Source organism: Citrobacter sp. LJND-P06 (genome assembly GCF_058188415.1).
This window is the reverse complement of record NZ_CP187317.1, coordinates 1,328,954-1,354,384: the sequence shown is the minus strand read 5'-3', so window position 1 is coordinate 1,354,384 and position 25,431 is coordinate 1,328,954. Positions and strand designations below refer to the sequence as shown.

Below are 25,431 nucleotides of genomic sequence, written 5' to 3'. Positions count from 1 at the left end.
CTGCAATATATTCACCAAACTTATTTATTCAGCGAATATCCGCGTCTCATCACCGGATACATTTCGTCTGCTCTGATGATATTCCCAACGCGCGGTTAAGATCTCTTTTTGTTCATCGGTCATATTACCGGTCACAGCAGCAAGTGAAATATAAGTGCCGTTGGTTTCCAGCGTCACCATACTTCTGGCAATAAAATCTAACCCTGTGAAAGTAAAGGCACTGTCAAATTTTGGAGGCGATATACTGGCCATAAAGAGGGGTTCCTAATGAAAGTTACATATATTGTTTCAAATTATTACCATTACATTCGAAATACTCAACATGCTTAAGCGCAGAGTTAAAAACTACGCTGTGATAAAAAGCATCATTAACCTAAATCAGAAACCTGATAGTGAAGAGGAAAGTATTAACACCGGGAGTAAACTCAGTTTATTACGTCAATCATTGAGCATCATTTAACGATTTAGCATTTTGCATTCGTCGCTATTATTCTCTTGCCTCATTTTTGATGGCTATTTTTACCGCATGATTTTATTAAAATATTTAATTGAAACTGCGCATTGCGACGAGACGTTCTCCGGGAGCGTTGCTTTGTAAAGGTTCGAGGTATGCAACGCGCTCCCGCCCTGCGCGTGCCAGATAAACGAGTATCGTGCTGACGGGGCTCTTGCCCATCTCACGGGGAAAAGAAAAAACATCCGACAAAAAATGCCTCCCCGGATGCATCCATTTTAGATTTTGCATCGTCTCTCCAGTAAACCCACACCGCTACTGGAGTCCTCATGAAATATAAGTACCTGATCCTTTCTTTGCTGCTACCCGGTTTTACGGCTTTTTCTGCCTCACCGCTTACCGATCCTTCAATTCAGCACCAGCCTCAGGATGGCGTCATAAAGGTCTATGGGCCGGGTGGCCCGCACTCTGCGCTGCAAAAAGCCGCCAGCGCCTGGTCGAAGCAATCAGGCGTTAACGTTGCTGTCATCTATGGACCAGAAAGCAAATGGAGCAAAGAAGCGCAGCACGATGCCGATCTCATTTTCGGCTCTTCCCAGCAGTCGATGACCGCGTTTCTGGAAACGTATGCATTTATCCAAAGCAAGGACGTCTTGCCCCTCTATTTACAACGTTCAGTGATTGCGGTGAAACCGGGAAATCCTAAGGGCATCAAAGGGATTAACGATCTACTGAATAAAGACGTCGGCATCGTGGTCACCGAAGGTGCAGGCGTTTACAACACCTCGGGAACCGGGGCCTGGGAAGATATCGCCGGACGTACCGGCCAGCTAGCCGATATCAAAAACATCCGCAGCAAAATTATTGCCTTTGAAAAAGGCAGCGGCGCGGCATTTAAGGCATTTCAGCAACCCCAGGCCGATGCCTGGATAACCTGGAGCGACTGGCCTCTCGCGCACCCCGATCAGGCCACTCTGGTCGAGATTGAATCCGAGCGGCGGATCTATCGGGATATGAATATCGCCATCGCGAAAAATGCTGACCCGCAAACACAGGATTTCGTCCGTTACCTGAGCTCCCCTGAGGCGAGCAAAATTTTTGCTCACGAAGGCTGGGTGCAATAACCCGTTGGAAAATTCCGTCTACAATCAAGCAACAGGAAATCGTTATGAACAAATTCATCTGGAGTGTGATGTTGGCAGGAACCACCTGTGCCGTGCAGGCCGCAGATATCGCCGTACATGAGACGTCGCTTGGAAAGGTGTATACCGACAAAGAGAACATGACGCTCTATACCTTTGATAAAGACGGTAACGGCACTTCCGTTTGCGATGCAGAGTGCAGCAAAAACTGGCCGCCGCTGCAGGTCACAGACAAGATGCCGCCCACGATAAATGGGCTTGAAGCCATCACGCGAGGGGATGGCTCCCGGCAATGGGCACTCAACGGCAAACCGCTCTATCGCTGGGTAAAAGATATGAAACCCGGCGATACCACTGGCGCTGGGGTCAAAAATGTCTGGCAGGTGGCGCGCGCCGACGAATCGCCTGTCCGGGTGTATGCGACAACAACGGGCCGTATTCTGGTGAACGCCGAAAACATGACGCTTTACACCTTTGATAAAGATAAAAATGGCGTCCCGGCCTGCTATGACGATTGTGCAGAAAAGTGGCCACCCGTCATTGTCGGAGCAAATGCAAAATTAACGCCGCCGTTCAGTTCTACCGCCCGTCGGGACGGCCAGCGGCAATTGCGTTATAACAACATGCCGCTCTACCTCTGGAAACAGGATCGCGCCCCTGGCGACACCACCGGAGATAACGTCAAAAACGTTTGGCATATCATCTCCATTACTCAATAAGGCATAGCGTGGATATTGATAAGGAAGAGATCCGCACGCTTTTTTCGCGGATCATGCTGCAGGACAGAGAGGCTTTTACCACCCTTTATCAACGCACCAGCGGGTATTTATATACCCGCATTTTACTTATCGTGAGAGACAAGGCGATTGCTGCTGATTTGCTCCAGGAGGGCTATATCAAAATCTGGCACGGAAAGCTCCGTTCGCCGATTGACGCCCCCTGGGCATGGCTGTGCCAGGTCATGCGCAATCAGGCGATTGACCACATCCGACAACACGGCAGACGCGGTGAAACAGCGCTGTTGGGTGAGGAAGACGACCTCATTGCGCCACCGCTGCAGCAGGAAAAAGAACGTCGGCTCACCGACTGCCTTTCCCGGCTGGAAGCAGAAAAACGCAGCGCCATCGTCCTCGCCTGGTATCACGGTTTTTCACACCCCGAAATTGCCAGCCATCTCAGTGCACCGCAGGGCACCATCAAATCCTGGATCCGCCGGGGTCTCAGTGAGTTAAAACAATGCCTCAGCCAATAACCGCTTCCCGCTATCGTCATCCGCAGATCCGCGAGCATCTCGCCAGTCAATATCTGCTGGGTGTACTGTCTCCGCTTGCCAGACGGCGGTTTGAAAACCTTCTGGAACAGGATCCTTCTTTATGGGAGGCGGTCGAACAATGGCAGCAGCACCTGGATGCTCACAGTCCCCCTGTCGCACGTCCACCAGCCCGCGTCTGGCGCAATATACAGGCGTCAATGGACAGAGGCGCATCGACGCGCGGCGTAAAACACTGGCTGCGTAATGCAGGATGGCTGGCCGCGGGAGCGCTACTGATGTTTATGACGCTGACGCCGGTAACGCAGCAAATAAAGCCCGTAAGTTATCTGGCGATGATGTCGTCCCCGGAGTGTCGGGATTGTTTTGTCCTGCTGGCATTCCAGGGAAGTAAACCCGGACAATCCAGCATCCGTGTGCAATACAGCGCACACAGCGACCCGGCTGCGTTTAGGCAGGCAACGTTGTGGATGCGCGACAAAACCAGCGGACAGTTGGTTTACCTTGCCCCGATGACGCAGTTGCAGGATTTGCACTATCTGACGCCCGGTGAATGGAAGCAGTTGAAAAACAGTGACCAACTGGTTGTCAAAGATAACGAAGGCACGTTGTTTTCTGGCAAATGTCTCACACTTTAGCCCGGCGATTTTCGGACAACCCAACGTTTTCATCGGTCAGGGGGGACGTTAAGTGAATGAGGAATCATCGGCAAAACTGAACAATACGCTATTTTACATCTGATTTATCCAAATTAAGTGCCAGACCAGGCTGGCACTTAACATATGAAAATAAGTAAAATGTTTAGAATAAGCTTAGGTTATTATTCAATTTTATTTACCGGGGGGAAGTCGTCTGCTTTTATCGCTTGTCGTAACCCACCATTAATTGGATCATCAACCCACAGGCCGGAGAGAGAAAAAGAAAAAAGCCGGTCACCATTTCTGCACCCCCGGTCAACCACCAGGTGAAGTAATATATTAAGACTGCAAGCGTAATCATTCCGACAAAAGAAGAAACGGCTGAAACTGTCCCCAAAACCTGACCAATATAACCGCTTACGGCTACAATACTTATCGCAAGAAACATCAATAAATAAATCATAGCGTTACCTCCTGTGGGCGGTGCTGCTTCCCGTATAGCTTTACATTCCTTACCGTTGATACTTTAAGTTATACCTTATAAAAGAACCGCGTGTATAACATTCACCTCACAATTTGGCACCCTGCACTCATCGTGCTTTTCGGTATCAAAAAGCATTTAAAACATAGAATTAAAATTAAACACTTAGCCCCTATCACAACCCGAAAAAACTTTACGTTTCTTGTGTAAGATTTTATAGCAGGTTGTAATCCTAAAATGGTATATTATAGGGGCAAGCATTCATGCCCCTCGTGGTTTTGTCCTGACTCAGCTTTACACTCTTTACAGGAACCATTGTCGTACATGATGGCCTAAGTAAAGTGTACCGCTGCAGACCAGAAATCTTCTGCGATACAATCTCCCGTATCTATTGAAGGTGCTTATGTTCCCAACAAGCAAATTTTCCCGCGCATTCCTGCATCCGCGCTACTGGCTCACCTGGTTTGGTGTCGGTGTGCTCTGGTTGTTGGTGCAATTGCCTTACCCCGTTTTATGCTTTTTGGGGACCCGAACCGGCAAACTGGCGCGCCCATTTTTAAAACGTCGCGAATCTATCGCCCGTAAAAATCTTGAACTCTGCTTCCCCAAATTATCGCAGGAAGAGAGAGAAACCATGATTGCAGAGAACTTTCACTCTCTCGGCATGGCGCTGCTCGAAACCGGCATGGCCTGGTTCTGGCCGGACAATCGCGTACGCAAATGGTTTGATGTCGAAGGCATGGATAACCTGCTGCGCGCTCAGGCGCAAAACAAGGGTGTCATGGTCGTCGGCGTTCACTTTATGTCACTGGAGCTGGGCGGTCGCGTCATGGGACTTTGCCAGCCGATGATGGCAACCTACCGTCCGCATAATAACCTGTTAATGGAATGGGTTCAGACGCGCGGACGTATGCGCTCTAATAAAGCGATGATCGGCAGAAACAATCTGCGTGGCATCGTCAGTGCGCTGAAAAAAGGCGAAGCCGTATGGTTTGCTCCCGACCAGGACTACGGACGCAAAGGCAGCTCCTTTGCTCCCTTCTTTGCAGTCAAAAATGTTGCCACCACTAACGGGACGTATGTGCTTTCCCGTCTGTCAGGTGCCGCCATGCTGACCGTCACCATGGTGAGAAAAACCGATAATTCAGGATACCGTCTGTTTATCTCGCCTGAAATGGAAGGTTACCCAACCGAAGAACACCAGGCTGCCGCCTACATGAACAAGATCATCGAAAGAGAGATCATGCGTGCACCTGAACAGTATCTCTGGATCCACCGTCGGTTTAAAACTCGCCCGCAGGGTGAAGCTTCCCTCTATATTTAGAAAGAAAGGCCGTATGGCCTTTCTTTTTTTGTCTTGTTCATGCTCCGCCCCCGTCATCCTGACATCACGCCTTTTAGTGTGGCTTGTGCGTAAAAATACCCACAATAACAGCAAGGTAAAGCAGGTGTAATCCGATCAAAAATCACGTCGCTGATTAACCATTTATTACCGTCAGAAATTAAACTGTCGCCGAATCCCGACACTTGTAAGTTACTAAAAGTAAATAAAAAAATGCCTCTTGTCTCGCCTCATTTTTAGGCGTACATTAGCGCCGTCTGGAGCAATGAAGCACAGAATTCTGAGGTGATGCCGCAGACGAAACGGGGAACATTCTCAGTTTCATTCAGTCTGGCACCAGCTCTCTATAATCAGGTGAGTTTAAGTTCATTTAGGCGTACATGAAGGTACGCGGAGAGATGAAACGTGAAATATTTCTTTATGGGCATTTCATTTATGGTCATCGTTTGGGCCGGTACTTTTGCCCTGATGATCTAAAAACAAAAATGCAGCGAAAAAACAGGAGCCCATTGGCTCCTGTTTTGCTTTTCTACTCTGCGCTTTCCGGCGTGGATTTCGCACCTGTTGGCAATACGCCATCAGCACGGAACATGGCTTTGATGCCTCTGACTGCCTGACGAATACGATCGCGGTTTTCAATCAGCGCAAAACGCACATGAGTATCCCCGTAATCACCAAATCCAATGCCCGGCGAAACACAGACTTTGGCGTCCTTCAGCAACTTTCTGGCAAATTCCAGCGAGCCCATTGCAGCATACTGCTCGGGAATTTTGGCCCACACATACATAGACGCTTTCGGCATCTCAACCATCCAACCCGCTTCATGTAACCCTTTCACCAACACATCGCGGCGACGCTTATACTGCTCAGCAATATCGCGAACGCACTGCTGGTCGCCCTCCAGCGCCGCAATCGCAGCGACCTGTAACGGCGTAAACGTCCCGTAGTCGTGATAGCTCTTAATGCGCGCCAGCGCGCTGACCAGCGTAGCGTTTCCAACCATAAAGCCAATACGCCAGCCTGCCATATTGTAGCTTTTCGACAGGGTAAAAAATTCAACGGCCACATCACGCGCCCCAGGCACCTGCATAATCGACGGCGCTTTCCAACCGTCATAAACAATATCGGCATAGGCCAGGTCGTGAACCACCAGCACATCATAGCGTTTTGCCAGCGCGACCACTTTCTCGAAAAATTCGAGTTCAACGCACTGCGCGGTTGGGTTAGAGGGGAATCCGAGGATCATCATCTTCGGTTTCGGGTAGCTTTCACGAATGGCACGCTCCAGCTCAGTAAAGAAATCAATGCCTTCTACCAACGGTACAGAACGTACCTGTGCCCCGGCAATGACGGCGCCATAAATATGGATGGGATAGCTTGGATTCGGCACCAGTACCGTGTCGCCATGATCGAGCGTCGCCAGCATCAGGTGCGCCAGCCCCTCTTTCGACCCAATGGTCACAATGGCTTCCGTTTCCGGATCAATCTCCACATCGTAGCGTTCCCGATACCAGTGGGAAATCGCCCGACGTAGACGCGGGATGCCGCGAGACGTCGAATAACCGTGCGTATCCGGGCGCTGGGCGACGGTGCACAGTTTTTCGACAATATGAGGAGGCGTGGCGCCATCCGGGTTTCCCATGCTGAAGTCGATAATATCTTCGCCGCGCCGACGCGCAGCCATTTTCAGTTCAGCCGTAATGTTGAAAACATAGGGAGGGAGACGATCAATACGCGTGAAGCGACGTTCAGGACGAGAGTCAGCCATAATATCCTCAGATTAACGTGAGCGCCCGGACCGTCCGAGCGACGCTGCCACATCAGTGGCACGCTTAGAAAATAGCCTGAAAAAAAACCGTATGTCGAGGGAAAAATGAAAATAATGCTGGCCTTTAAAAAGAGGAACAGTGAACAACAAAACCTGAATTTCAAAAACACCTTTAACGGTGAATAACCGCCATTTAATTAACATATTGACATCAATATAATTACATCAAAATTTATCACCACCGGGTGATCTACTGTCAATTAACCGGATGAATATCAATCCCCTTTTAATATTATGGTTTTTCCTCATTAGAGAGGACTTCCCGGTACACTGGTCAAGTGAGCTCAGGTTACCTATCATAGGGGTTTACTCCTTTCGCAAGAGTCACCCGTGCACGAAATATTTAACATGCTGCTGGCGGTATTCGATCGGGCAGCGCTGATGCTGTTCTGTCTTTTTTTCCTCATTCGTATCCGTCTGTTCCGCGAACTGTTGCACAAGTCAGCACACTCCCCAAAAGAGTTGCTCGCCGTCACCGCCATCTTTTCCATGTTTGCGCTGTTCAGCACCTGGTCCGGCGTTCCCGTCGAAGGCTCGCTGGTCAATGTGCGCATTATCGCCGTCATGTCAGGCGGAATTCTGTTTGGCCCGTGGGTAGGTATCATTACGGGAGTGATCGCAGGTATCCATCGCTATCTCATTGATATCGGAGGCGTCACCGCCATACCGTGTTTTATCACCAGCATTCTGGCAGGCTGCATCGCAGGCTGGATTAATCGCAAGATCCCCAAAGCGCAGCACTGGCGGGCGGGTATTTTAGGCGGCGTGTTATGTGAAACGCTGACCATGATCCTGGTGATAGTGTGGGCGCCAACCACCGAACTGGGTCTGGATATTGTTTCGAAGATCGGTATTCCCATGATTCTCGGCAGCGTGTGCATCGGCTTTATTGTGCTGTTGGTACAAAGCGTTGAAGGGGAAAAGGAAGCCAGTGCTGCGCGACAAGCCAAGCTTGCGCTGGATATTGCTAATAAAACACTGCCGCTGTTTCGGCATGTTAACAGCGAGTCATTACGCCAGGTCTGTGAAATCATTCGCCATGATATTCACGCCGATGCGGTCGCCATCACCAATACGCAGCATGTGCTTGCCTATGTTGGTGTCGGGGAAATCAATTATCGTGAGAACGATGATTTTGTCAGCCCGACCACTCAGCAGGCGATAAACCACGGCGAAATCATTATCAAAAACAATGATGAGGCGCATCGGACGCCAGAGATACACTCCATGCTGGTGATCCCGTTGTGGGAGAAAGGCATCGTCACCGGTACGCTTAAAATTTATTACTGCCACGCGCACCAGATCACCTCCTCACTGCAGGAGATGGCGGTTGGCCTGTCGCAAATCATCTCGACACAACTGGAAGTCTCCCGCGCTGAACAATTACGTGAAATGGCAAATAAGGCAGAGCTGCGGGCATTACAGAGCAAAATAAATCCTCATTTCCTGTTTAATGCGCTGAACGCGATTTCATCCTCAGTCCGCTTAAACCCGGACACCGCACGTCAGCTCATTTTTAATTTATCGCGCTACCTGCGCTATAACATTGAATTGAAAGATGATGAGCAGATCGATATCAAGAAAGAGCTGTATCAAATTAAAGATTACATTGCCATTGAGCAGGCCCGCTTTGGCGACAAGTTGACGGTTATTTATGATATCGATGAAGAGGTGAGCTGCTATATTCCCAGTCTGCTCATTCAGCCGCTGGTCGAGAACGCTATTGTCCACGGCATTCAGTCTTGCAAAGGCAAAGGCGTGGTGACCATCAGCGTCGCCGAATGCGGTAATCGCGTACGCATTGCCGTCAGAGATACCGGTCACGGAATTGATCCTAAAGTTATCGAACGGGTGGAATCTAATGAAATGCCGGGAAATAAAATTGGTCTGCTCAATGTCCACCACCGCGTTAAGCTGTTATATGGTGAAGGGCTTCATATCCGTCGCCTGGAGCCCGGTACAGAGATTGCGTTCTATGTGCCTAATCAGCACTCCCCTGCCGCCGCGCCGGCAACGTTATTGCTTTAATTCGGAGATGCGTTGTGAAAGTCATCATTGTTGAAGATGAGTTCCTTGCCCAGCAAGAGTTAAGCTGGCTGATAAAAGAACACAGCCAGATGGAGATTGTCGGTACATTTGACGATGGTCTGGATGTTCTGAAGTTTCTTCAGCATAACCGCGTCGATGCCATCTTCCTGGATATTAATATTCCGTCGCTGGATGGCGTTCTGTTGGCGCAAAACATCAGCCAGTTCGCCCATAAACCGTTTATCGTGTTTATCACCGCGTGGAAGGAACATGCGGTGGAAGCGTTCGAGCTGGAAGCATTTGACTACATTCTGAAACCTTATCAGGAGTCACGTATTGTTGGGATGCTGCAAAAACTGGAATCAGCCTGGCAACAACAGCAACTGCCGCCCGGAACAGCGCCCGCGAATCCCGTAACGCGTGAGAATGACACCATCAATTTAGTGAAAGATGAGCGGATTATCGTCACGCCGATCAACGACATTTATTACGCTGAAGCCCATGAAAAGATGACCTTTGTTTATACGCGGCGGGAATCGTATGTCATGCCAATGAATATCACCGAATTTTGCAGCAAACTTCCGGCGTCGCATTTCTTCCGCTGCCACCGCTCATTTTGCGTGAATCTGAATAAAATTCGCGAAATCGAGCCGTGGTTTAATAACACCTACATTCTGCGGCTCAAAGATCTGGAATTTGAAGTTCCGGTCAGTCGAAGTAAAGTGAAAGAGTTCAGGCAGTTAATGCATTTTTAGTACAGGAAAAAGTGAGTATCCCGCTCGGTTTGCCGTGTTTACCGGATGGCGTCGAAAACACCATCCGGTACTCTGGTTACAGAATATGCCCCAGCGTCTGGCGCAGATGCGCGCCGGAGCCAAGTAAACCGGGGTTGTCATGGACGATCAGATAGACAGGAATGTCCTGGACATAGGCTTTAAAACGGCCTTTATCTTCAAATCCGCCACGAAAGCCCGACGCTTTGAAGAACTCCAGGAAGCGCGGCACGATGCCGCCCGCAATATAGACGCCGCCAAAGGTTCCCAGCGTTAACGCCAGGTTGCCGCCGAAGCGTCCCATGATGACGCAAAACAACGACAGCGCACGACGACAATCAATGCAGGTATCTGCCAGCGCACGCTCAGTGATATCCTTCGGTTGCAAATTCTCCGGCAGACGCCCGTCTGATTTCACAATGGCACGATACAAGTTCACCAGCCCCGGCACTGACAGCACGCGTTCAGCCGAAACGTGACCAATTTCGGCACGCAGTTCTTCCAGAATGATGCCCTCTTCTTCGCTGTTCGGTGCAAAGTCAACGTGACCTCCTTCGCCCGGCAGACTGACCCAACGCTTAGCAACATGCACCAGATGCGCCACGCCCAAGCCGGTTCCCGCGCCATACACCGCGATGGGCTTACCTTCAACAGGTTCCGCGCCACCAAACTGAATCAGATGCTCTTTTTTTAGCATCGGGATCGCCATCGACACGGCGGTGAAATCATTGATGATTTCCAGGTGGCTAAACCCCAGATTCTTTTTCATTTCCGCAATAGAAAATGCCCAGGTATGGTTGGTCATCGCCACCCAATCGCCGGTGACAGGACAGGCAATGGCGATACATCCGTCTTCCACACTGACGCTATGTTCGTCCAGATAGACACGTACCACGGCTTCCAGGCTTGGATAATCAAGCCCCGAATAGGTTTTCGCCTGCGAAATTTCTCCGCTGGCGATGTCGCACAGAGCAAGACGCGCGTTGGTGCCGCCGACATCACCTACTAATGCATACTTTGTCATTCTTCTACTGCTCCGCTAAAGTCAAAATGATTCTTTGCCACACTGTAGATTCACGAGGACATAACAACAACGCCTGGAAAGCGGGCTCCCTGAAAATATCGATCTGGGTCACAAAATTACTTTATCGTTTCAGCACCATTTGCAGCGATGACAGCCAGCAGGTTGTGCAAACTATGGCTTATACCCGTAACAAGGAATGAATCATGCTCCATCCGCGAGCCAGAACCATGCTGTTATTATCAGTTCCCGCGCTGGTCATCGGGGTCGTATCCAGCCTGATATTAATCGCTGTCATGAAAGTCGCGAACGTTTTACAGCAGATCCTGTGGGAACGTCTGCCAGCCAGCCTCGGCGTGGCTCACGACTCATCGCTATGGATTGTCGGTATTCTGACGCTGACCGGGATTATGGTCGGGCTCGTTATCCGCTTCAGTCCTGGCCATGCTGGCCCCGACCCCGCAACAGAGCCTTTGATTAGCGCACCGGTAAACCCTGGCGCACTTCCTGGTTTACTGATGGCGCTGATCCTTGGTCTGGCTGGCGGCGTCAGCCTTGGCCCGGAACATCCCATTATGGCCGTGAATATCGCGTTAGCCGTAGCTCTTGGCGCTCGCCTGTTCCCCCGAATTGGCGCCCTCGACTGGACCATTCTGGCATCTGCCGGCACTATCGGCGCGTTGTTTGGCACCCCGGTTGCCGCCGCGCTGATATTTTCGCAAACGCTGAACGGCACCAACGATATCCCCTTATGGGATCGCCTGTTTGCGCCCATGATGGCGGCCGCCGCGGGATCACTCACGACCAGCCTGTTTTTTCACCCGCATTTTTCTTTACCCATTGCCCACTACGCGCAGATGCAGCTAGTGGATATCTTCAGCGGTGCGATCGTGGCGGCAATTGCGATAGCGACAGGGATGGTGGCAGTCTGGTGTTTACCGCGTTTGCACCGCCTGATACATCGGCTGAAAAGCCCGGTACTGATGCTGGGCACAGGCGGTTTTATCCTGGGGATTCTGGGGGTGATCGGTGGCCCACTGACCTTGTTTAAAGGTCTGGACGAGATGCAGCAACTGGCCTTTAGCCAGACTCTGGGCACCTCTGACTTTTTTATGCTCGCGGTGATAAAACTGGCGGCGCTGGTTGTTGCAGCCGCCAGCGGTTTTCGCGGTGGGCGGATATTCCCTGCGGTGTTTGTGGGCGTGGCGTTAGGTCTGATGCTACACGCCCATGTGGAGGCGGTTCCGGCGGCAATCACCGTATCCTGCGCAATTCTTGGATTGGTACTGGTGGTCACGCGTGACGGGTGGCTGAGCCTGTTTATGGCAGCAGTCGTCGTCCCTAACGCCACCCTGCTGCCATTGTTGTGTATCGTGATGCTCCCGGCGTGGCTACTGCTGGCAGGGAAACCGATGATGATCGCCCATCGTCACGATGAATAACTAAGCCCCATTATGCGCCTCCAGCGTGCGGGTGAGCGTCCTTAGCAGATCCGGTAAATCGGCTTTCGGCAACACGACTTCGATCAGCGAAAGCCGCTGCGGATTTTTCAAACGTTCAAGCACCTCGTCCAGTTGAACGGCCTGCGTCACCCGCCAGCATTCGGCCTGGCCTTGTGCATTCAACGCATGCGGCAACTGAGTCCAGTTCCAGTTCGCAATGTCGTTGTAACGCTGATTCTCCCCGTGAATGGCGCGTTCCACGGTATACCCGTCATTGTTAAGCACTAAAACGATCGGCGTCTGTCCATTTCGCATCATTGAACCCAGCTCCTGGATGGTCAGTTGCGCCGCGCCATCTCCGGTTATCAGGATCACCCGCCGGTCTGGCGCGGCTGTTTGCGCGCCAAATGCCGCAGGTAACGAGTAACCAATCGATCCCCAAAGCGGCTGTACCAGCACGTCCACTCCGGCGGGGAGCGAGAGCGTGGCTGCACCAAACGCGGCGGTGCCTTGATCGGCAAGCACGATATCCCCGGAAACCAGATACTTCTGCAGCGTATGCCAGAAATTTTCCTGCGTCAGCGATCCCTTTTCAACCGGCGTACGCGCAACAGGAGGACGAGCCGGAGGAGGAGAAAAAGACAACTCCAGGCATAATTCTCGTAATGTGGTGACGGCTTGTTCCATAGAAATGCCGCTGAACCAGGTATTGCCCACACGCGAGGCATGAGGCTGGACGTCAATCGTGCGTTCCTGCGGGAGCTGCTGACTAAAACCGGCGGTCAGCGTGTCAGTGAATCGGGTGCCGACACAAAGGGTCAAATCGACATCCTCTATCGCCTGACGCACATACTCGCTGCTGGCGCTGGCGCTGTAGGTGCCGACAAAATGTGGATGCTGTTCGTCAAATAACCCTTTCCCCATCAAGAGGGTGGCATGCGCCATAGGCGTCTCCGCCATCCAGCGTTGAAGCACCGGCTGCAGGCCAAAGCGCAAAGCCAGAAAATCGGCTAATAGTGCGACCCGTGGGCTGTTCATTAAGCGCTGGCGGGCATGGTAGCGAAACGCCGCCACCACGCTGTTGTCTTGATCAGACGTCGTTACCGTGAGCGCGTTTGCAAATGGGATAGCCGGCGCTCTGGCCACATCCGCAGGAAGCATCAGGTAACCGGGTCGACGTTCGGTCAGCATTTCACGCAGCACACGGTCAATTTCATGGCAGGCGTTTTGTTCATCCAGTATGGCGCTGGCCACCGTTACCGACTGGCTCATACGGTAAAAGTGCTGAAAATCGCCATCGCCAAGGGTGTGGTGCATCAGCTCCCTCTTTCGCTGTGCGCTTTGGCAAGGCGCCCCCACAATATGCAAGACGGGAACAAACTCTGCATAGCTTCCCGCAATACCGTTGATGGCGCTTAATTCACCGACGCCAAATGTTGTCAGTAACGCCCCTGCCCCTGCGACCCTGGCGTAACCATCGGCAGCATAGGCGGCGTTCAGTTCGTTTGCACACCCAACCCAACATACCTCGGAGTGCTCAATAACATGGTCGAGAAACTGCAAATTATAATCGCCCGGCACACCAAAAAGATGGTTGATACCGCAACCTGCCAGTCTGTCCAGCAGATAATCCGCTATGGAATAGAGGGTTTTCATGACAGCAATCCTTCTGACGGTAACCTCACTGTTGAGTATTAAAGAACTGTGATAGCTGTCCAGAAACGTCACGGCGATTGGGGGTGGAAAGCAAAATTTACAGTTTTCGCAGCGCAATCTCATTGAATAAGATTCAGTGTAAACGTATACACTTAAACGATGACGTCACTGACAGGGGTAACAAAATGGCTTATTGGGCTGATGAAAATCGTTATCAGACAATGGAATACCGCCGTTGCGGTCAAAGCGGGTTAAAGCTTCCCGCGATTTCACTGGGGCTATGGCACAATTTTGGCGACACGTCCCAGCTAGAAAACAGTCGCTCGCTTCTACAACGCGCCTTTGACCTGGGTATCACCCATTTTGATCTCGCCAACAACTACGGCCCGCCTCCCGGCTCCGCAGAGCGCAACTTCGGGCGCATTCTCCAGGAGGATTTTTTGCCCTGGCGCGACGAACTCATTATTTCCACCAAAGCGGGTTACACCATGTGGGAGGGCCCTTACGGTGACTGGGGCTCACGCAAATATTTGATCTCCAGCCTTGATCAAAGCCTGAAACGCATGGGTCTTGAGTATGTCGATATTTTTTACCACCATCGTCCCGATCCCGAAACACCGCTCACAGAGACGATGAAGGCCCTGGATCATATCGTGCGTCAGGGTAAAGCGCTGTATGTGGGACTTTCAAATTATCCGGCAGATCTTGCCCGGCAAGCGATTGAGATCCTCGACGATCTGGGAACGCCTTGTCTTATCCACCAACCCAAATATTCGATGTTCGAACGTTGGGTGGAAGACGGTCTTTTAGCGTTGCTACAGGAGAAAGGGGTCGGGAGTATCGCGTTCTCCCCGCTGGCAGGCGGGCAGTTAACTGACCGCTATCTCAATGGCATTCCTGCTGATTCCCGTGCGGCCAGCGCAAGCCGTTTCCTGAATCCTGAGCAGATCACCGCAGAAAAACTGGATAAAGTCCGCCAGTTGAATGCGCTGGCCGCGCGACGAGGACAGAAACTTTCGCAAATGGCATTAGCCTGGGTGCTACGCAATGATAACGTGACTTCCGTACTGATTGGCGCCAGTAAATGTGCGCAAATTGAGGATGCCATTGGAATGCTGGCAAACCGCCACTTCTCCGCCGGGGAGTGTGCAGAGATTGACGCCATCCTGAATAGTACAAAACCAATACAAGCTTAACAAAAAGTGCTCTTCTACAAGATTTAAGAGTTAAGGCGATGAAACGGGGCTTTACTGCCCCGTAATATTGCGTTAACAGGCCGGTTACGGCTTCGATCGTGAAGGAGAGAAAGTATGTTCAGGTCACTGATTCTGGCGGCAGCCTTACTGGCTTTTGCACCGCTTGCCGTTAACGCTGGCGAAATCACCCTGTTGCCATCAATAAAATTACAAATTGGCGATCGCGACAATTACGGTAACTACTGGGACGGCGGAAACTGGCGTGACCGCGATTATTGGCACCATAATTATGAATGGCGCCAGAATCGCTGGTGGCGACATGATAATGGTTATCACCGTGGTTGGGATAAGCGCAAAGCTTACGAACGCGGATACCGTGAAGGCTGGAACGATCGCGATGATCATCGGGGTCATGGCCACGGTCACGGGCACGGTAAAAAACATCACCATTAAAAAAAGAGCCTTCGGGCTCTTTTTTATTACGCTCTGTTTATGCCTGAACGTTTTCTCGTTGCGACGCTCACGGCGGGTATTATTACATTCCCAGAGCCGTACCGACCAGCAGCCAGATGTTCAGCGCGACAACCAGTATGACAATCAACCATCCCAGATATTTTACCCACGAAGCGTTGACCAAATCGCCCATCAGGGAACGGTCGCTGGTGAACATCAGTAAAGGCACCAGCGCCAGCGCAATACCAAAACTGAGTAATACCTGGCTCATCACCAGAATACGCGTCGGGTCAAGCCCCATCAGAATCACAATAAACGACGGCAGCATCGTGACCGTTCGGCGTACCCAAAGCGGAATATGAAAACGAATAAACCCTTGCATCACGACCTGCCCTGCCAGAGTTCCCACCACGGTGGAGGAGAGCCCCGCAGCTACAAGGCTCAAGCCAAAAACGGTGGCAGCGGCGTGGCTGAGCAGCGGCTCCAGCGTTAAATAGGCTTGATCAAGATCGGCAACACCGGTGTGGCCGCTAAAGTGAAATGCCGCAGCGGCTGTCGCCATCATCGCCAGGTTCACAAACCCCGCGATGGTCATCGCGATCGCCACATCCCATTTGGTTGCCGAATAGCGCTGCTGGCGCGAACCGCCGTGTAGGTGCTGAGTTAACGAAGAGTGGAGATAAATAACGTGCGGCATGATCGTCGCCCCCAGAACCCCGGCCGCCAGAAAGACCGCTTCAGAGTTAGGCAAACTTGGGATAATCACCCCTTTGCTCAGTTGCGCCAGATTTGGCTGGGAGAAAATCAACTCCACAATGTAGGCCGCTGCCACAAAGAGCAGTAATCCGCCAATGACTTTCTCGAGCGGTTTCTGCCCACGGCGTTGCAGCATCAAAATCAAAAACGTGGCAATACCGGTCAGTACCGCCCCCTGTAATAACGAGATGCCCAGAATGAGTTTAAAGCCGATGGCCGCACCGATAAACTCCGCCAGATCGGTCGCCATGGCGATAATTTCAGCCTGAACCCAGTAGAACCAGACCACTGGACGCGGGTAGTGGTCACGAATCTGTTCAGCGAGATTTTTACTGGTCGCGATACCCAGTTTGGCCGACAGCACCTGGATCAACATCGCCATCAGGTTGGCCCAGATGACCACCCACAGTAATTGATAGCCAAAGCTGGCCCCGGCCTGAATATTGGTCGCAAAGTTACCGGGGTCGATATATCCGATAGCCGCAATGAATGCAGGTCCCATTAATGCGAGCCTCAACTTGCGCGCTGCCCGTCCACTGCTACTCTCAACGCGATCGTCTGTCATCTTTTGCCCCAGAAACATAGCCTTTGCTATGTTTCATATTATGTTTGTTGAGAATGCTTATCAAGTGCATTAAAGCGGGTAAAGTTGATTTCTCTGATAGCGTTGAACGATGGATCGTTGAGGTATTGGGATAGGGTTGTATATTGTTTAATAATTGTTATTAGATTAGCACAATGACATAACTTTTCACTTCCATACTCAGCATAACGGAAGTGTATTGCAGATCACTAATTTTGAATCTCGTCACAGGTCCTTATTATAGTGTGTGTTTGATCTCGTTTTCTTTGGTGTTGTTACATAGAATGTGCACGGAAATTAAACCTGCCTCATATTTGGAGCAAATATGGACCGCGTCCTTCATTTTGTCCTGGCCCTCGCCGTCGTTGCAGTGCTCGCGCTGCTGGTAAGCCATGACCGTAAAAAAATTCGTATTCGCTACGTTATTCAGTTACTCGTCATTGAAGTCTTACTGGCGTGGTTCTTCCTGAACTCGAACGTCGGTCTGGGCTTTGTAAAAGGCTTCTCCGAGATGTTTGAAAAACTGCTCGGGTTCGCCAATGAAGGGACAAACTTCGTCTTCGGCAACATGAACGATAAAGGTCTGGCGTTCTTCTTCCTGAAAGTCCTTTGCCCTATCGTCTTTATTTCTGCGCTGATCGGTATTCTCCAGCATATTCGCGTCCTGCCGATCATTATCCGTGCTATCGGTTTCCTGCTGTCCAAAGTCAACGGTATGGGCAAACTGGAATCCTTTAACGCCGTAAGCTCCCTGATTCTGGGTCAGTCCGAGAACTTTATTGCCTATAAAGACATTCTTGGCAAAATGTCGCGCAACCGCATGTACACCATGGCCGCCACGGCGATGTCCACGGTTTCCATGTCTATCGTCGGCGCTTACATGACCATGCTGGATCCGAAATATGTGGTTGCGGCACTGGTTCTGAACATGTTCAGCACCTTTATCGTGCTGTCCCTGATCAACCCGTACCGCGTCGAAGCCAGCGAAGAAGATATTCAGATGTCCAACCTGCACGAAGGCCAAAGCTTCTTCGAAATGCTGGGTGAATACATTCTGGCTGGTTTTAAAGTAGCGATTATCGTTGCCGCTATGCTGATTGGTTTTATCGCTCTGATTGCCGCACTGAACGCACTGTTTGCTGCCGTACTGGGCATCTCCTTCCAGGGCATTCTGGGTTACATCTTCTATCCGATTGCCTGGGTAATGGGTGTTCCGGCGAACGAAGCGCTGCAGGTGGGCAGTATTATGGCGACCAAACTGGTTTCTAACGAGTTTGTTGCGATGATGGATCTGCAGAAAATCGCCTCTACGCTCTCTCCGCGCGCTGAAGGTATTCTGTCTGTCTTCCTCGTTTCCTTCGCTAACTTCTCTTCTATCGGTATTATCGCAGGTGCAATCAAAGGCCTGAATGAAGAGCAAGGCAACGTGGTTTCCCGTTTTGGTCTGAAACTGGTATATGGCTCTACGCTGGTCAGCGTACTGTCTGCGTCTATCGCGGCACTGGTTCTGTAATCTAACGGATCATCTTGAAAGCCGGGGAGAAAAACTCCCCGGCTTTTTTATGCCTGCAATTCTGTCAACGGACGAGGTCGCCCAATCAGATAACCCTGCAGATGGTTCACGCCAAGGCTGAATAAAAGCGCCTGCTGTTCCGGAGTTTCGACAAATTCAGCCACCACGCTCAGAGACTTTGCTTTCGCCATATCGGTGATGGATTTGACGATCATGGCATCCAGAGAATCAGTCACAATGTCTTTCACGAAGACGCCGTCGATTTTGATAATGTCGGCTTTCAGCCGCTTCAGACGTTCATAATTGGCGTAGCCGGTGCCAAAATCATCGATGGCTATCCTGAAACCGAATTTACGCAGATGCTCAATGTTCTGCACGCTGTGCTCTGAGTTCGAAAAAGCCTGTTCTTCCGTAATCTCAATAATCACACTTTCCGGTGCTATCTGATAACGTTTGAACAGTTGAATAATGTGCCGCGAGATCTCTTTTTGCATCAACGTCAGCGGCATCAAATTAACGGAAAAACGCGCCCCCTTCTGCGGCGAAGGATGCACAGAAAGCCATTTCAGCACCGCCTCCACCACCTGTAAGTCGAAGCGCGCGCTGAGGTTAAACCGGGTAATTAAAGGGATAAACTGGTCAGGCATCATCAGGCCGTCATCACTTCTCAGCCGCGCCAGAATCTCATGGTAGCCCTTCCCTTGCGCGTCATAAATCGGTTGTGCGTACAAAACCAAATCGTCGCTTTCCAGGGCGTTTCGTATTTTTTGCAGCAGCAATACCCGCTCGGTTGTCTGCCCGGACGCGGCCTCAAGACTGTTCGTCAGCGCCAGAACCTGCTGGTGTGTGCAGGATTGTTCCGCCAGCCAGCTCAGTTGCCCGAGCATCGGTTGTAATGTTTCTTGTCGGCCATCGAACGTCCCCCAGGACGCGCCATACTCCATATCCAGCCCGGTATTATTCCAGTGAATTTTTCGGCTGTTGAGAAGGTTGACCATATGCTGCAGTCTGGCTTCTGTCTCCGGCCCTGTCAGCACCAGCAGCAGTTCGCTACCCGGTAGTTGAAATATGCTCTCTTTTTCCATCAACAGCGGCTGTAAGGCGCGAAATATCGATTTCTTGCAATGAACGCGCATCAACATGCCGTAATGACGGCTCAGAAACTCCAGGTTCTCCATGCGCAGGCAACACACACACTGCCCGGACTCATTACCCAGAAATTTCTCCAGCGCCCGAAGGTTGGGTAATTGGGTGAGCGGATCCGTCAGTGCTTGCAATTGCCAGCGCCGATTAAGCCATTCACCACGCAGGTACATCCGCGCCATGTAAAGCATGCAAATACTGAATGAAATCAGTACCGAGAGAATAAAAGCCAGCGAATAGGCGGATACGACGCCCTGTAGGAAATTCTTGTTGTACGTCAGTAATGCAAGCGCTGAGACCGCCCAACTGAGATTCAAAAATGGATAACTGAACCGACCGATGCCCAGCGTAAAAACAATGAAAAACACCGGGACAAGGTAACCTGCAACATAGTCAGCATGATACGGCGTACACATTACCAACAGCAGAGCCGACATCACCATGAGCCAACCCATGATATAGAATCGATTCATTTTGCGAATGCGAGAGACGACTTCCCGGCGCCAAAATACGCGTGCATAGCGCGGATTCACCACCATTCGCATGGGATAGTAGAAGAACAACGTGAAAATCAGCGCAGCAGAAATCAAACTTAAAACGTCGACAACCGTGTAAATCGCCGTCGCAGTACCAAAAAAGGTTGAAATCTCTACCGGGTAGTCCAGGTATCGCCCTGCCAGGTGCATCATCACTTTGATCCCAACAGGAGCAATAAACCCCAGCCAGAACACCCTCGCCCAGATATTTTTATCAGGGAGTCGATAACGCCACCGGGAGCCGATTTGCCAGCGTACCAGCGCGCACATCCCTAATACAAAAACGAGCTGGCAAAACAACAGAACCGCGGCCTGTGCAAACGGCAGGTGGAAGTTCCACTGATTGGTCACCATCATACCGAGAATGACGGGCGCAATACCGTGTCTGCCAAACAGAAACAGTACGGAATAAATAACGCACAGCGGCAGCCAGGCTAAGTAAATAGCGCTGGAATCAACAACGGCTAACGGGGAAATCAAGCGGGAAAATTGTATCGCAATAACGGTAAGCGCTAAAGCCAGAGAAAATTTTCTTATGTTTTTTAAGACGTTACTATTCACTGGCATTAAATCAATGCTCTCATAAAACGATAAAGAAGACGCATAAATGATAAGTTTATTCGCGGCACGAAGCAACCTGATACCCACCCAACATCAGTCTCTACGGACTATTGCATAGTACGGAAAGGCACAATAGAGGGTGAAACAGTATGAAAAAGAAAGGAAAAACGCAGATAGCAAAAACCCCCGCTTTTCAGCGAGGGTTTGAATTTTGGTGGAGCTAAGCGGGATCGAACCGCTGACCTCTTGCATGCCATGCAAGCGCTCTCCCAGCTGAGCTATAGCCCCACGATGCCATTACGTACCAAATTCCTTGGGATAGAATTTGGTGGAGCTAAGCGGGATCGAACCGCTGACCTCTTGCATGCCATGCAAGCGCTCTCCCAGCTGAGCTATAGCCCCATTACGTAAAGCTTGTCGAGTTGACGGGCGGCATCATATGAATTCCCTTCGCACGTGTCAACGGCAAAATTACCCTTCAGAACTCAATCGCTGAAAAAGCACGCAAATGAAGATCATTGCGTAACAACTCGCATTCAGTAGTTAATCCCGTCACGGTTTCTACTAAAATGGTGCTATAAAATGAACCACTAATTAACCCCACATCTATTCAGGGAATCTTATGTTCAAGGAACGGATGACGCCAGAAGAACTCGCGAATCTGACCGGTTACAGCCGACAGACCATCAATAAATGGGTACGCAAGGAAGGTTGGGCGACATCACCAAAACCCGGAGTTCAGGGAGGAAAGGCTCGTCTGGTTCATGTCAATGAACAAGTACGTGAATATATCCGTAGTGCCGAACGCTCAACTGAAAATATGGCGGAACCTTTTCCGTTGTCTGGCGACACCTCACTTGAGGCTCTACTCATCACTCTCGCCAAGGAGATGACGACTTCAGAACAGAAGAACTTTACGTCATTGCTCCTGCGGGAAGGAATTACCGGTTTGTTACAACGCTTAGGGATTCGCGATAGCAAATAATATGAAAAGATTACGCAGCAAAATGACCACGGAAGAGCTGGCTGAGTGTCTGAACGTGGCCAAACAAACTGTTAACCGTTGGATCAGAGAACAAAACTGGAAAACAGAAAAATTCCCCGGCGTTAAGGGTGGTCGGGCAAGACTCATTCATATTGATGCCGGTGTACGGGAGTTTATCCTCAATATTCCTGCCTTTCGTAAAACCCCAGCGTTTTATCAAATGGAAGAACCCCTCGCGGGCTACGAGCATGTTGCTCATAGTCATGCACATCGACAGATTGTTGATGCGTTGGGCAACATGTCCCCGACAGAACAAGAAAAACTTGCACAGTTACTGTCACGTGAAGGTATTCGCGGCTTTCTCGCTCGCCTGAATATTGATGAATCTAAGTAACATTCCAAAAAAAACGGCAGGATACGCTCCTGCCGTTTTTTATTTACCCGCCAGTCTTACTGCTGATTTTCACGGTCAGCAATAAACGCCAGCGCTTTGTTAATACGTTCGATGCTACGGGATTTCCCGATAGCATGAACGGTAACGTCCAGACCTGGGGACTGACCTGCGCCAGTGACGGCAACGCGCAGCGGCATCCCAACTTTACCCATACCGACTTCCAGCTCATCGGCAGTCGCCTGAATCGCATGGTGAACATTTTCTGCAGTCCAGGTATCAATCGCGGCCAGTTTGTCACGCACCACTTCCAGCGGCTGACGCGCAACCGGGCGCAAATGTTTTTTCGCTGCATCAGCATCAAACTCAGCGAAATCTTCGTAGAAGTAACGGCAGCTTTGCGCCATCTCTTTAAGGGTCTTACAACGTTCACCCAGCAATTTCACCAGTTCAGCCAGTTGTGGGCCAACGCGGGTGTCGATGTTTTCCTGCTCAATGTGCCATTGCAGGTGAGTCGCCACATATTCCGGTGCCAGAGTATTAATGTAGTGATGGTTCAGCCATTGCAGTTTTTCAGTATTGAACGCACTGGCGGACTTGCTCACCGCACCCAGAGAAAACAGTTTGATCATCTCTTCACGGGTGAAGATCTCCTGGTCACCGCTGGACCAACCCAGACGTACCAGATAGTTCAGTAACGCTTCCGGCAGATAACCGTCATCACGGTATTGCATCACGCTTACGGCGCCATGACGTTTGGAGAGCTTTTTACCGTCATCACCGTTGATCATGGAGACATGTGCATAAACCGGCACTGGCGCATTCAGCGCTTTCAGGATGTTGATCTGACGCGGGGTGTTGTTGATATGGTCTTCACCGCGGATAACGTGGGTGATCTCCATATCCCAGTCATCGACAACCACACAAAAGTTGTAGGTCGGAGAGCCATCAGTGCGGCGAATAATGAGATCGTCCAGCTCCTGGTTGCTGAATTCGATCGGGCCACGGATCTGATCGTCAAAAATAACGGAACCGTCCTGCGGGTTGGCAAAACGCACCACGCACGGTTCATCTTCCGCATGATGTTCATGACCATGACGGCAGCGGCCGTCGTAACGTGGCTTCTCGCCATTCGCCATTTGCTCTTCACGCAACGCTTCCAGACGCTCTTTTGAGCAGTAGCATTTATATGCGGTCCCTGCTTCGAGCATTTCATCAATTACCGCGTTATAGCGATCAAAGCGTTTCGTCTGGTAGTACGGACCCTCGTCCCATTCCAGGCTCAGCCAGTTCATGCCATCCATAATGGCTTCAATAGCTTCCGGCGTGGAACGTTCGAGATCGGTGTCTTCAATACGCAGCACAAACTCACCGCCGTGATTACGTGCAAAAAGCCAGGAATAAAGAGCAGTACGCGCACCGCCGACGTGCAGATATCCTGTCGGGCTTGGCGCGAAGCGAGTTTTAGTTTTCATGAAATGGCCTTACGTTTATAAAGATGCCGACAACCGGCAAATCCTGGAAAGATCAGTAGGCTGGTATTCTATCACTGTGGCCTGATTCCTCAATGTTGATCCGGTTGGAACATCACGCTTTGCCATTTTTGTTTATAAATCATGCGACGCGGGCCATTTTGCGATCGTTTTGTCTAATTTTACGACGAACGAACAATTTCTTTAGAAAATGCGTTGACTCATTTTCAACTCTCCCTATAATGCGACTCCACACAGCGGGGGTGATTAGCTCAGCTGGGAGAGCACCTCCCTTACAAGGAGGGGGTCGGCGGTTCGATCCCGTCATCACCCACCAACTACTTTATGTAGTCTCCGCCGTGTAGCAAGAAATTGAGAAGTGGGTGATTAGCTCAGCTGGGAGAGCACCTCCCTTACAAGGAGGGGGTCGGCGGTTCGATCCCGTCATCACCCACCACTTTCTCGCCAGCTGGATTTCTTGCAAAATGTGAAGTACCGAAGTGGGTGATTAGCTCAGCTGGGAGAGCACCTCCCTTACAAGGAGGGGGTCGGCGGTTCGATCCCGTCATCACCCACCACTTCGGGGCGTTAGCTCAGTTGGTAGAGCAGTTGACTTTTAATCAATTGGTCGCAGGTTCGAATCCTGCACGCCCCACCAATGTAAAAAGGCGCCCTAAAGGCGCCTTTTTGCTATCTGCGATATAGACGATTCGACGAAATTGTCGGGAACAATTTTGAACAACGCGCCAGCGTTGGCCCGAAGGGCGAGCGAAGCGAGTCATCCTGCACGACCCACCAACATAAGCACCCTGGATGTCTTATAGCGTCCGGAAACAGTATCACTGACATTATCACCTGACATTTAAAGAGTGATTGCATGGCCGTGCTTACCCGTCCGCTATCCGCTTCCAAAGTCCTGAAAGCAAAACCGATGATAAAGATTACGAACTGTTTGACGGACAGGGACTGGCCCTGTTTGTCAGAACAAAGGGTAAACACATGGCGTTTTAGCTACAACCGTCCCGATTCGGCTGCGCGAATCACCCTCCCCCACCATGTCGCTTGCCAGTGCGCGTGCATTACACACTGAACAGCGTTCCCCGCTGGATCTGGATATTCAGCCCCCATACTCGCTGAACCGTTTTGTATCATCCACCGTTTTGAAGCTACCGCGCTTCGCTTGTGTTCACCCGACTCCCCCGCCAGTAAAAGATGACACGAGGTTTTCCCTGAAACCAGCGCAGTACAAATAGTCATTAAATGTGGAAATAAGCACATCAAATACAAGCATATCGTGAATTTTCTAAGGTAATTCATTCCCCCTGATAATGCGTCGAATGAAATATTGACAGTCATTACCAAAGATCTGGCCCATTAATCTGAATCATTGATATCAGTCAAAAAAATAAATACAGAAAGGAGTATTTCGTTTCATATAGTAACGTAATTTATTATTTCGTCAGGTGCTGTGCCATCCGGTTGACTTTACCCTCTGTCACAATTCCGCTTCCCGCGAGATACCGTTTTATCTGCATCAGGGGGGTTGTGTCATTAAAAGGACTGCGTTTTACGCTGGAAGTGGACGTTGCCAGCGACTCCTTCGGGCAGCCAGCAGAAAAATTACCGTCGGTCTGAATCAGGCTGAAGCGGTAGGTATTGCCCGCGCCCTGACGATGGGGGTGGTGTACCCCCGCCAAAAGCGCCGGAAGACAGCGACAGCCCGCCGCCGGGTATACGGCAGCACCGATTAAACAGCATCACAAATTT

Annotated in this window: 23 protein-coding genes and 6 tRNA genes; 18 read left to right on the top strand and 11 right to left on the bottom strand. The window is 50.7% G+C overall.

Going from position 1 to position 25,431, the window contains the following annotated elements:
- Positions 1 to 24: 24 nt before the first annotated feature.
- Positions 25 to 252, bottom strand: a complete 228-nt coding sequence (locus ACO7SM_RS06525) for a hypothetical protein (RefSeq protein ID WP_490470160.1) — start codon at positions 250 to 252, stop codon at positions 25 to 27.
- A 531-nt stretch (positions 253 to 783) separates the two neighbouring features.
- Between ACO7SM_RS06525 and ACO7SM_RS06520 the strand changes: the two genes are divergently transcribed.
- Genes ACO7SM_RS06520 through ACO7SM_RS06505 form a run of 4 tightly spaced genes read left to right on the top strand, consistent with a single transcriptional unit; the run spans position 784 to position 3,504 of the window.
- A complete protein-coding gene (locus ACO7SM_RS06520; RefSeq protein ID WP_490470159.1) occupies positions 784 to 1,578 on the top strand; it encodes a substrate-binding domain-containing protein in 795 nt (264 codons plus the stop codon).
- 44 nt (positions 1,579 to 1,622) lie between these two features.
- Complete coding sequence (locus ACO7SM_RS06515) at positions 1,623 to 2,315, top strand: hypothetical protein (protein ID WP_490470158.1); 693 nt, start codon at positions 1,623 to 1,625, stop codon at positions 2,313 to 2,315.
- A gap of 8 nt (positions 2,316 to 2,323) precedes the next feature.
- Positions 2,324 to 2,848 (top strand): RNA polymerase sigma factor, encoded by a 525-nt coding sequence (locus tag ACO7SM_RS06510; RefSeq protein WP_490470157.1) that lies wholly within the window; start codon positions 2,324 to 2,326, stop codon positions 2,846 to 2,848.
- Positions 2,833 to 3,504: a hypothetical protein gene (locus ACO7SM_RS06505; protein ID WP_490470156.1), complete on the top strand. Its 672-nt coding sequence runs from the start codon at positions 2,833 to 2,835 to the stop codon at positions 3,502 to 3,504. Before ACO7SM_RS06510 ends, ACO7SM_RS06505 begins: the two co-directional genes overlap by 16 nt.
- A gap of 220 nt (positions 3,505 to 3,724) precedes the next feature.
- Here ACO7SM_RS06505 and ACO7SM_RS06500 read toward each other — a convergent pair whose 3' ends face one another.
- Complete coding sequence (locus ACO7SM_RS06500; RefSeq protein WP_490470155.1) at positions 3,725 to 3,967, bottom strand: YfdY family protein; 243 nt, start codon at positions 3,965 to 3,967, stop codon at positions 3,725 to 3,727.
- 421 nt (positions 3,968 to 4,388) lie between these two features.
- Here ACO7SM_RS06500 and lpxP point away from each other — a divergent pair, with 421 nt between their 5' ends.
- Entirely contained in the window at positions 4,389 to 5,309 is a 921-nt protein-coding gene (lpxP, locus tag ACO7SM_RS06495; RefSeq protein ID WP_490470154.1) for a kdo(2)-lipid IV(A) palmitoleoyltransferase, read from the top strand.
- A 423-nt stretch (positions 5,310 to 5,732) separates the two neighbouring features.
- Complete coding sequence (ypdK, locus tag ACO7SM_RS06490) at positions 5,733 to 5,804, top strand: membrane protein YpdK (protein ID WP_010723117.1); 72 nt, start codon at positions 5,733 to 5,735, stop codon at positions 5,802 to 5,804.
- 52 nt (positions 5,805 to 5,856) lie between these two features.
- Here ypdK and alaC read toward each other — a convergent pair whose 3' ends face one another.
- Positions 5,857 to 7,095, bottom strand: coding sequence for an alanine transaminase (gene alaC, locus ACO7SM_RS06485; protein WP_490470153.1), 1,239 nt, complete (start codon positions 7,093 to 7,095; stop codon positions 5,857 to 5,859).
- 390 nt (positions 7,096 to 7,485) lie between these two features.
- Between alaC and ypdA the strand changes: the two genes are divergently transcribed.
- Together ypdA and ypdB are read left to right on the top strand one after the other, a co-directional pair.
- A complete protein-coding gene (gene ypdA, locus ACO7SM_RS06480; RefSeq protein WP_490470152.1) occupies positions 7,486 to 9,183 on the top strand; it encodes a two-component system sensor histidine kinase YpdA in 1,698 nt (565 codons plus the stop codon).
- 14 nt (positions 9,184 to 9,197) lie between these two features.
- On the top strand, positions 9,198 to 9,938 hold the full coding sequence (ypdB, locus tag ACO7SM_RS06475) for a two-component system response regulator YpdB (protein ID WP_490470151.1): 741 nt from the start codon (positions 9,198 to 9,200) through the stop codon (positions 9,936 to 9,938).
- Between the two features lie 76 nt (positions 9,939 to 10,014).
- Here the strand turns inward: ypdB and glk are convergent, their stop codons facing one another.
- The gene (gene glk, locus ACO7SM_RS06470; protein ID WP_490470150.1) at positions 10,015 to 10,980 is read right to left on the bottom strand and encodes a glucokinase; all 966 of its coding nucleotides are present in this window, start codon (positions 10,978 to 10,980) and stop codon (positions 10,015 to 10,017) included.
- A gap of 203 nt (positions 10,981 to 11,183) precedes the next feature.
- Between glk and ACO7SM_RS06465 the strand changes: the two genes are divergently transcribed.
- Positions 11,184 to 12,419, top strand: coding sequence for an ion channel protein (locus ACO7SM_RS06465; protein WP_490470149.1), 1,236 nt, complete (start codon positions 11,184 to 11,186; stop codon positions 12,417 to 12,419).
- Here the strand turns inward: ACO7SM_RS06465 and ACO7SM_RS06460 are convergent, their stop codons facing one another.
- Positions 12,420 to 14,075, bottom strand: coding sequence for an alpha-keto acid decarboxylase family protein (locus ACO7SM_RS06460; RefSeq protein WP_490470148.1), 1,656 nt, complete (start codon positions 14,073 to 14,075; stop codon positions 12,420 to 12,422).
- A gap of 185 nt (positions 14,076 to 14,260) precedes the next feature.
- Between ACO7SM_RS06460 and mgrA the strand changes: the two genes are divergently transcribed.
- Together mgrA and ypeC are read left to right on the top strand one after the other, a co-directional pair.
- Positions 14,261 to 15,271, top strand: coding sequence for an L-glyceraldehyde 3-phosphate reductase (gene mgrA / locus ACO7SM_RS06455; protein WP_490470147.1), 1,011 nt, complete (start codon positions 14,261 to 14,263; stop codon positions 15,269 to 15,271).
- Positions 15,272 to 15,385: 114 nt separating this feature from the next.
- Positions 15,386 to 15,724 (top strand): DUF2502 domain-containing protein YpeC, encoded by a 339-nt coding sequence (gene ypeC, locus ACO7SM_RS06450; RefSeq protein WP_490470146.1) that lies wholly within the window; start codon positions 15,386 to 15,388, stop codon positions 15,722 to 15,724.
- 82 nt (positions 15,725 to 15,806) lie between these two features.
- On the opposite strand, the gene ACO7SM_RS06445 is transcribed toward ypeC, so the two are convergent.
- Positions 15,807 to 17,045: an Nramp family divalent metal transporter gene (locus tag ACO7SM_RS06445; protein ID WP_490470145.1), complete on the bottom strand. Its 1,239-nt coding sequence runs from the start codon at positions 17,043 to 17,045 to the stop codon at positions 15,807 to 15,809.
- Entirely contained in the window at positions 17,026 to 17,082 is a 57-nt protein-coding gene (locus ACO7SM_RS06440; protein ID WP_490470879.1) for a hypothetical protein, read from the bottom strand. The genes ACO7SM_RS06445 and ACO7SM_RS06440 overlap by 20 nt, the downstream gene beginning before the upstream one ends.
- 306 nt (positions 17,083 to 17,388) lie before the next feature.
- Here ACO7SM_RS06440 and nupC point away from each other — a divergent pair, with 306 nt between their 5' ends.
- The gene (gene nupC, locus ACO7SM_RS06435) at positions 17,389 to 18,576 is read left to right on the top strand and encodes a nucleoside permease NupC (RefSeq protein WP_192612969.1); all 1,188 of its coding nucleotides are present in this window, start codon (positions 17,389 to 17,391) and stop codon (positions 18,574 to 18,576) included.
- Positions 18,577 to 18,623: 47 nt separating this feature from the next.
- Here the strand turns inward: nupC and ACO7SM_RS06430 are convergent, their stop codons facing one another.
- The 3 genes from ACO7SM_RS06430 to ACO7SM_RS06420 form a co-directional block, all read right to left on the bottom strand.
- Positions 18,624 to 20,822 (bottom strand): sensor domain-containing phosphodiesterase, encoded by a 2,199-nt coding sequence (locus tag ACO7SM_RS06430; RefSeq protein ID WP_490470144.1) that lies wholly within the window; start codon positions 20,820 to 20,822, stop codon positions 18,624 to 18,626.
- A 206-nt stretch (positions 20,823 to 21,028) separates the two neighbouring features.
- Positions 21,029 to 21,104, bottom strand: a tRNA-Ala gene (locus ACO7SM_RS06425).
- A gap of 38 nt (positions 21,105 to 21,142) precedes the next feature.
- Positions 21,143 to 21,218: transfer RNA gene (locus ACO7SM_RS06420), tRNA-Ala, on the bottom strand.
- Between the two features lie 220 nt (positions 21,219 to 21,438).
- Here ACO7SM_RS06420 and ACO7SM_RS06415 point away from each other — a divergent pair.
- Positions 21,439 to 21,801: a YfeC-like transcriptional regulator gene (locus ACO7SM_RS06415; RefSeq protein WP_490470143.1), complete on the top strand. Its 363-nt coding sequence runs from the start codon at positions 21,439 to 21,441 to the stop codon at positions 21,799 to 21,801.
- Position 21,802: 1 nt separating this feature from the next.
- Positions 21,803 to 22,195, top strand: a complete 393-nt coding sequence (locus ACO7SM_RS06410; protein ID WP_490470142.1) for a MerR family transcriptional regulator — start codon at positions 21,803 to 21,805, stop codon at positions 22,193 to 22,195.
- Between the two features lie 56 nt (positions 22,196 to 22,251).
- Here ACO7SM_RS06410 and gltX read toward each other — a convergent pair whose 3' ends face one another.
- Positions 22,252 to 23,667: a glutamate--tRNA ligase gene (gene gltX, locus ACO7SM_RS06405; protein WP_490470141.1), complete on the bottom strand. Its 1,416-nt coding sequence runs from the start codon at positions 23,665 to 23,667 to the stop codon at positions 22,252 to 22,254.
- Positions 23,668 to 23,925: 258 nt separating this feature from the next.
- On the opposite strand from gltX, the gene ACO7SM_RS06400 reads away from it, so the two are divergent.
- The 4 genes from ACO7SM_RS06400 to ACO7SM_RS06385 all read left to right on the top strand — a co-directional run bounded on the left by ACO7SM_RS06400 (position 23,926) and on the right by ACO7SM_RS06385 (position 24,322).
- Positions 23,926 to 24,001, top strand: a tRNA-Val gene (locus ACO7SM_RS06400).
- A gap of 44 nt (positions 24,002 to 24,045) precedes the next feature.
- Positions 24,046 to 24,121 (top strand) — tRNA-Val (locus ACO7SM_RS06395).
- Positions 24,122 to 24,166: 45 nt separating this feature from the next.
- Positions 24,167 to 24,242 (top strand) — tRNA-Val (locus ACO7SM_RS06390).
- Positions 24,243 to 24,246: 4 nt separating this feature from the next.
- Positions 24,247 to 24,322, top strand: a tRNA-Lys gene (locus ACO7SM_RS06385).
- Positions 24,323 to 25,431 lie beyond the last annotated feature (1,109 nt).

Excerpts from the sequence above, each read along its gene's own strand:
- gltX (WP_490470141.1), bottom strand. The coding sequence starts at position 23,667 with ATGAAAACTAAAACTCGCTTCGCGCCAAGCCCGACAGGATATCTGCAC.
- ACO7SM_RS06430 (WP_490470144.1), bottom strand. The coding sequence starts at position 20,822 with ATGCCAGTGAATAGTAACGTCTTAAAAAACATAAGAAAATTTTCTCTG.
- ACO7SM_RS06520 (WP_490470159.1), top strand. The coding sequence starts at position 784 with ATGAAATATAAGTACCTGATCCTTTCTTTGCTGCTACCCGGTTTTACG.
- ACO7SM_RS06465 (WP_490470149.1), top strand. The coding sequence starts at position 11,184 with ATGCTCCATCCGCGAGCCAGAACCATGCTGTTATTATCAGTTCCCGCG.
- alaC (WP_490470153.1), bottom strand. The coding sequence starts at position 7,095 with ATGGCTGACTCTCGTCCTGAACGTCGCTTCACGCGTATTGATCGTCTC.
- ACO7SM_RS06500 (WP_490470155.1), bottom strand. The coding sequence starts at position 3,967 with ATGATTTATTTATTGATGTTTCTTGCGATAAGTATTGTAGCCGTAAGC.
- ACO7SM_RS06460 (WP_490470148.1), bottom strand. The coding sequence starts at position 14,075 with ATGAAAACCCTCTATTCCATAGCGGATTATCTGCTGGACAGACTGGCA.
- ACO7SM_RS06505 (WP_490470156.1), top strand. The coding sequence starts at position 2,833 with ATGCCTCAGCCAATAACCGCTTCCCGCTATCGTCATCCGCAGATCCGC.
- ACO7SM_RS06515 (WP_490470158.1), top strand. The coding sequence starts at position 1,623 with ATGAACAAATTCATCTGGAGTGTGATGTTGGCAGGAACCACCTGTGCC.
- ypeC (WP_490470146.1), top strand. The coding sequence starts at position 15,386 with ATGTTCAGGTCACTGATTCTGGCGGCAGCCTTACTGGCTTTTGCACCG.
- ACO7SM_RS06525 (WP_490470160.1), bottom strand. The coding sequence starts at position 252 with ATGGCCAGTATATCGCCTCCAAAATTTGACAGTGCCTTTACTTTCACA.
- nupC (WP_192612969.1), top strand. The coding sequence starts at position 17,389 with ATGGACCGCGTCCTTCATTTTGTCCTGGCCCTCGCCGTCGTTGCAGTG.
- glk (WP_490470150.1), bottom strand. The coding sequence starts at position 10,980 with ATGACAAAGTATGCATTAGTAGGTGATGTCGGCGGCACCAACGCGCGT.
- ACO7SM_RS06445 (WP_490470145.1), bottom strand. The coding sequence starts at position 17,045 with ATGACAGACGATCGCGTTGAGAGTAGCAGTGGACGGGCAGCGCGCAAG.
- mgrA (WP_490470147.1), top strand. The coding sequence starts at position 14,261 with ATGGCTTATTGGGCTGATGAAAATCGTTATCAGACAATGGAATACCGC.
- ACO7SM_RS06415 (WP_490470143.1), top strand. The coding sequence starts at position 21,439 with ATGTTCAAGGAACGGATGACGCCAGAAGAACTCGCGAATCTGACCGGT.
- lpxP (WP_490470154.1), top strand. The coding sequence starts at position 4,389 with ATGTTCCCAACAAGCAAATTTTCCCGCGCATTCCTGCATCCGCGCTAC.
- ACO7SM_RS06410 (WP_490470142.1), top strand. The coding sequence starts at position 21,803 with ATGAAAAGATTACGCAGCAAAATGACCACGGAAGAGCTGGCTGAGTGT.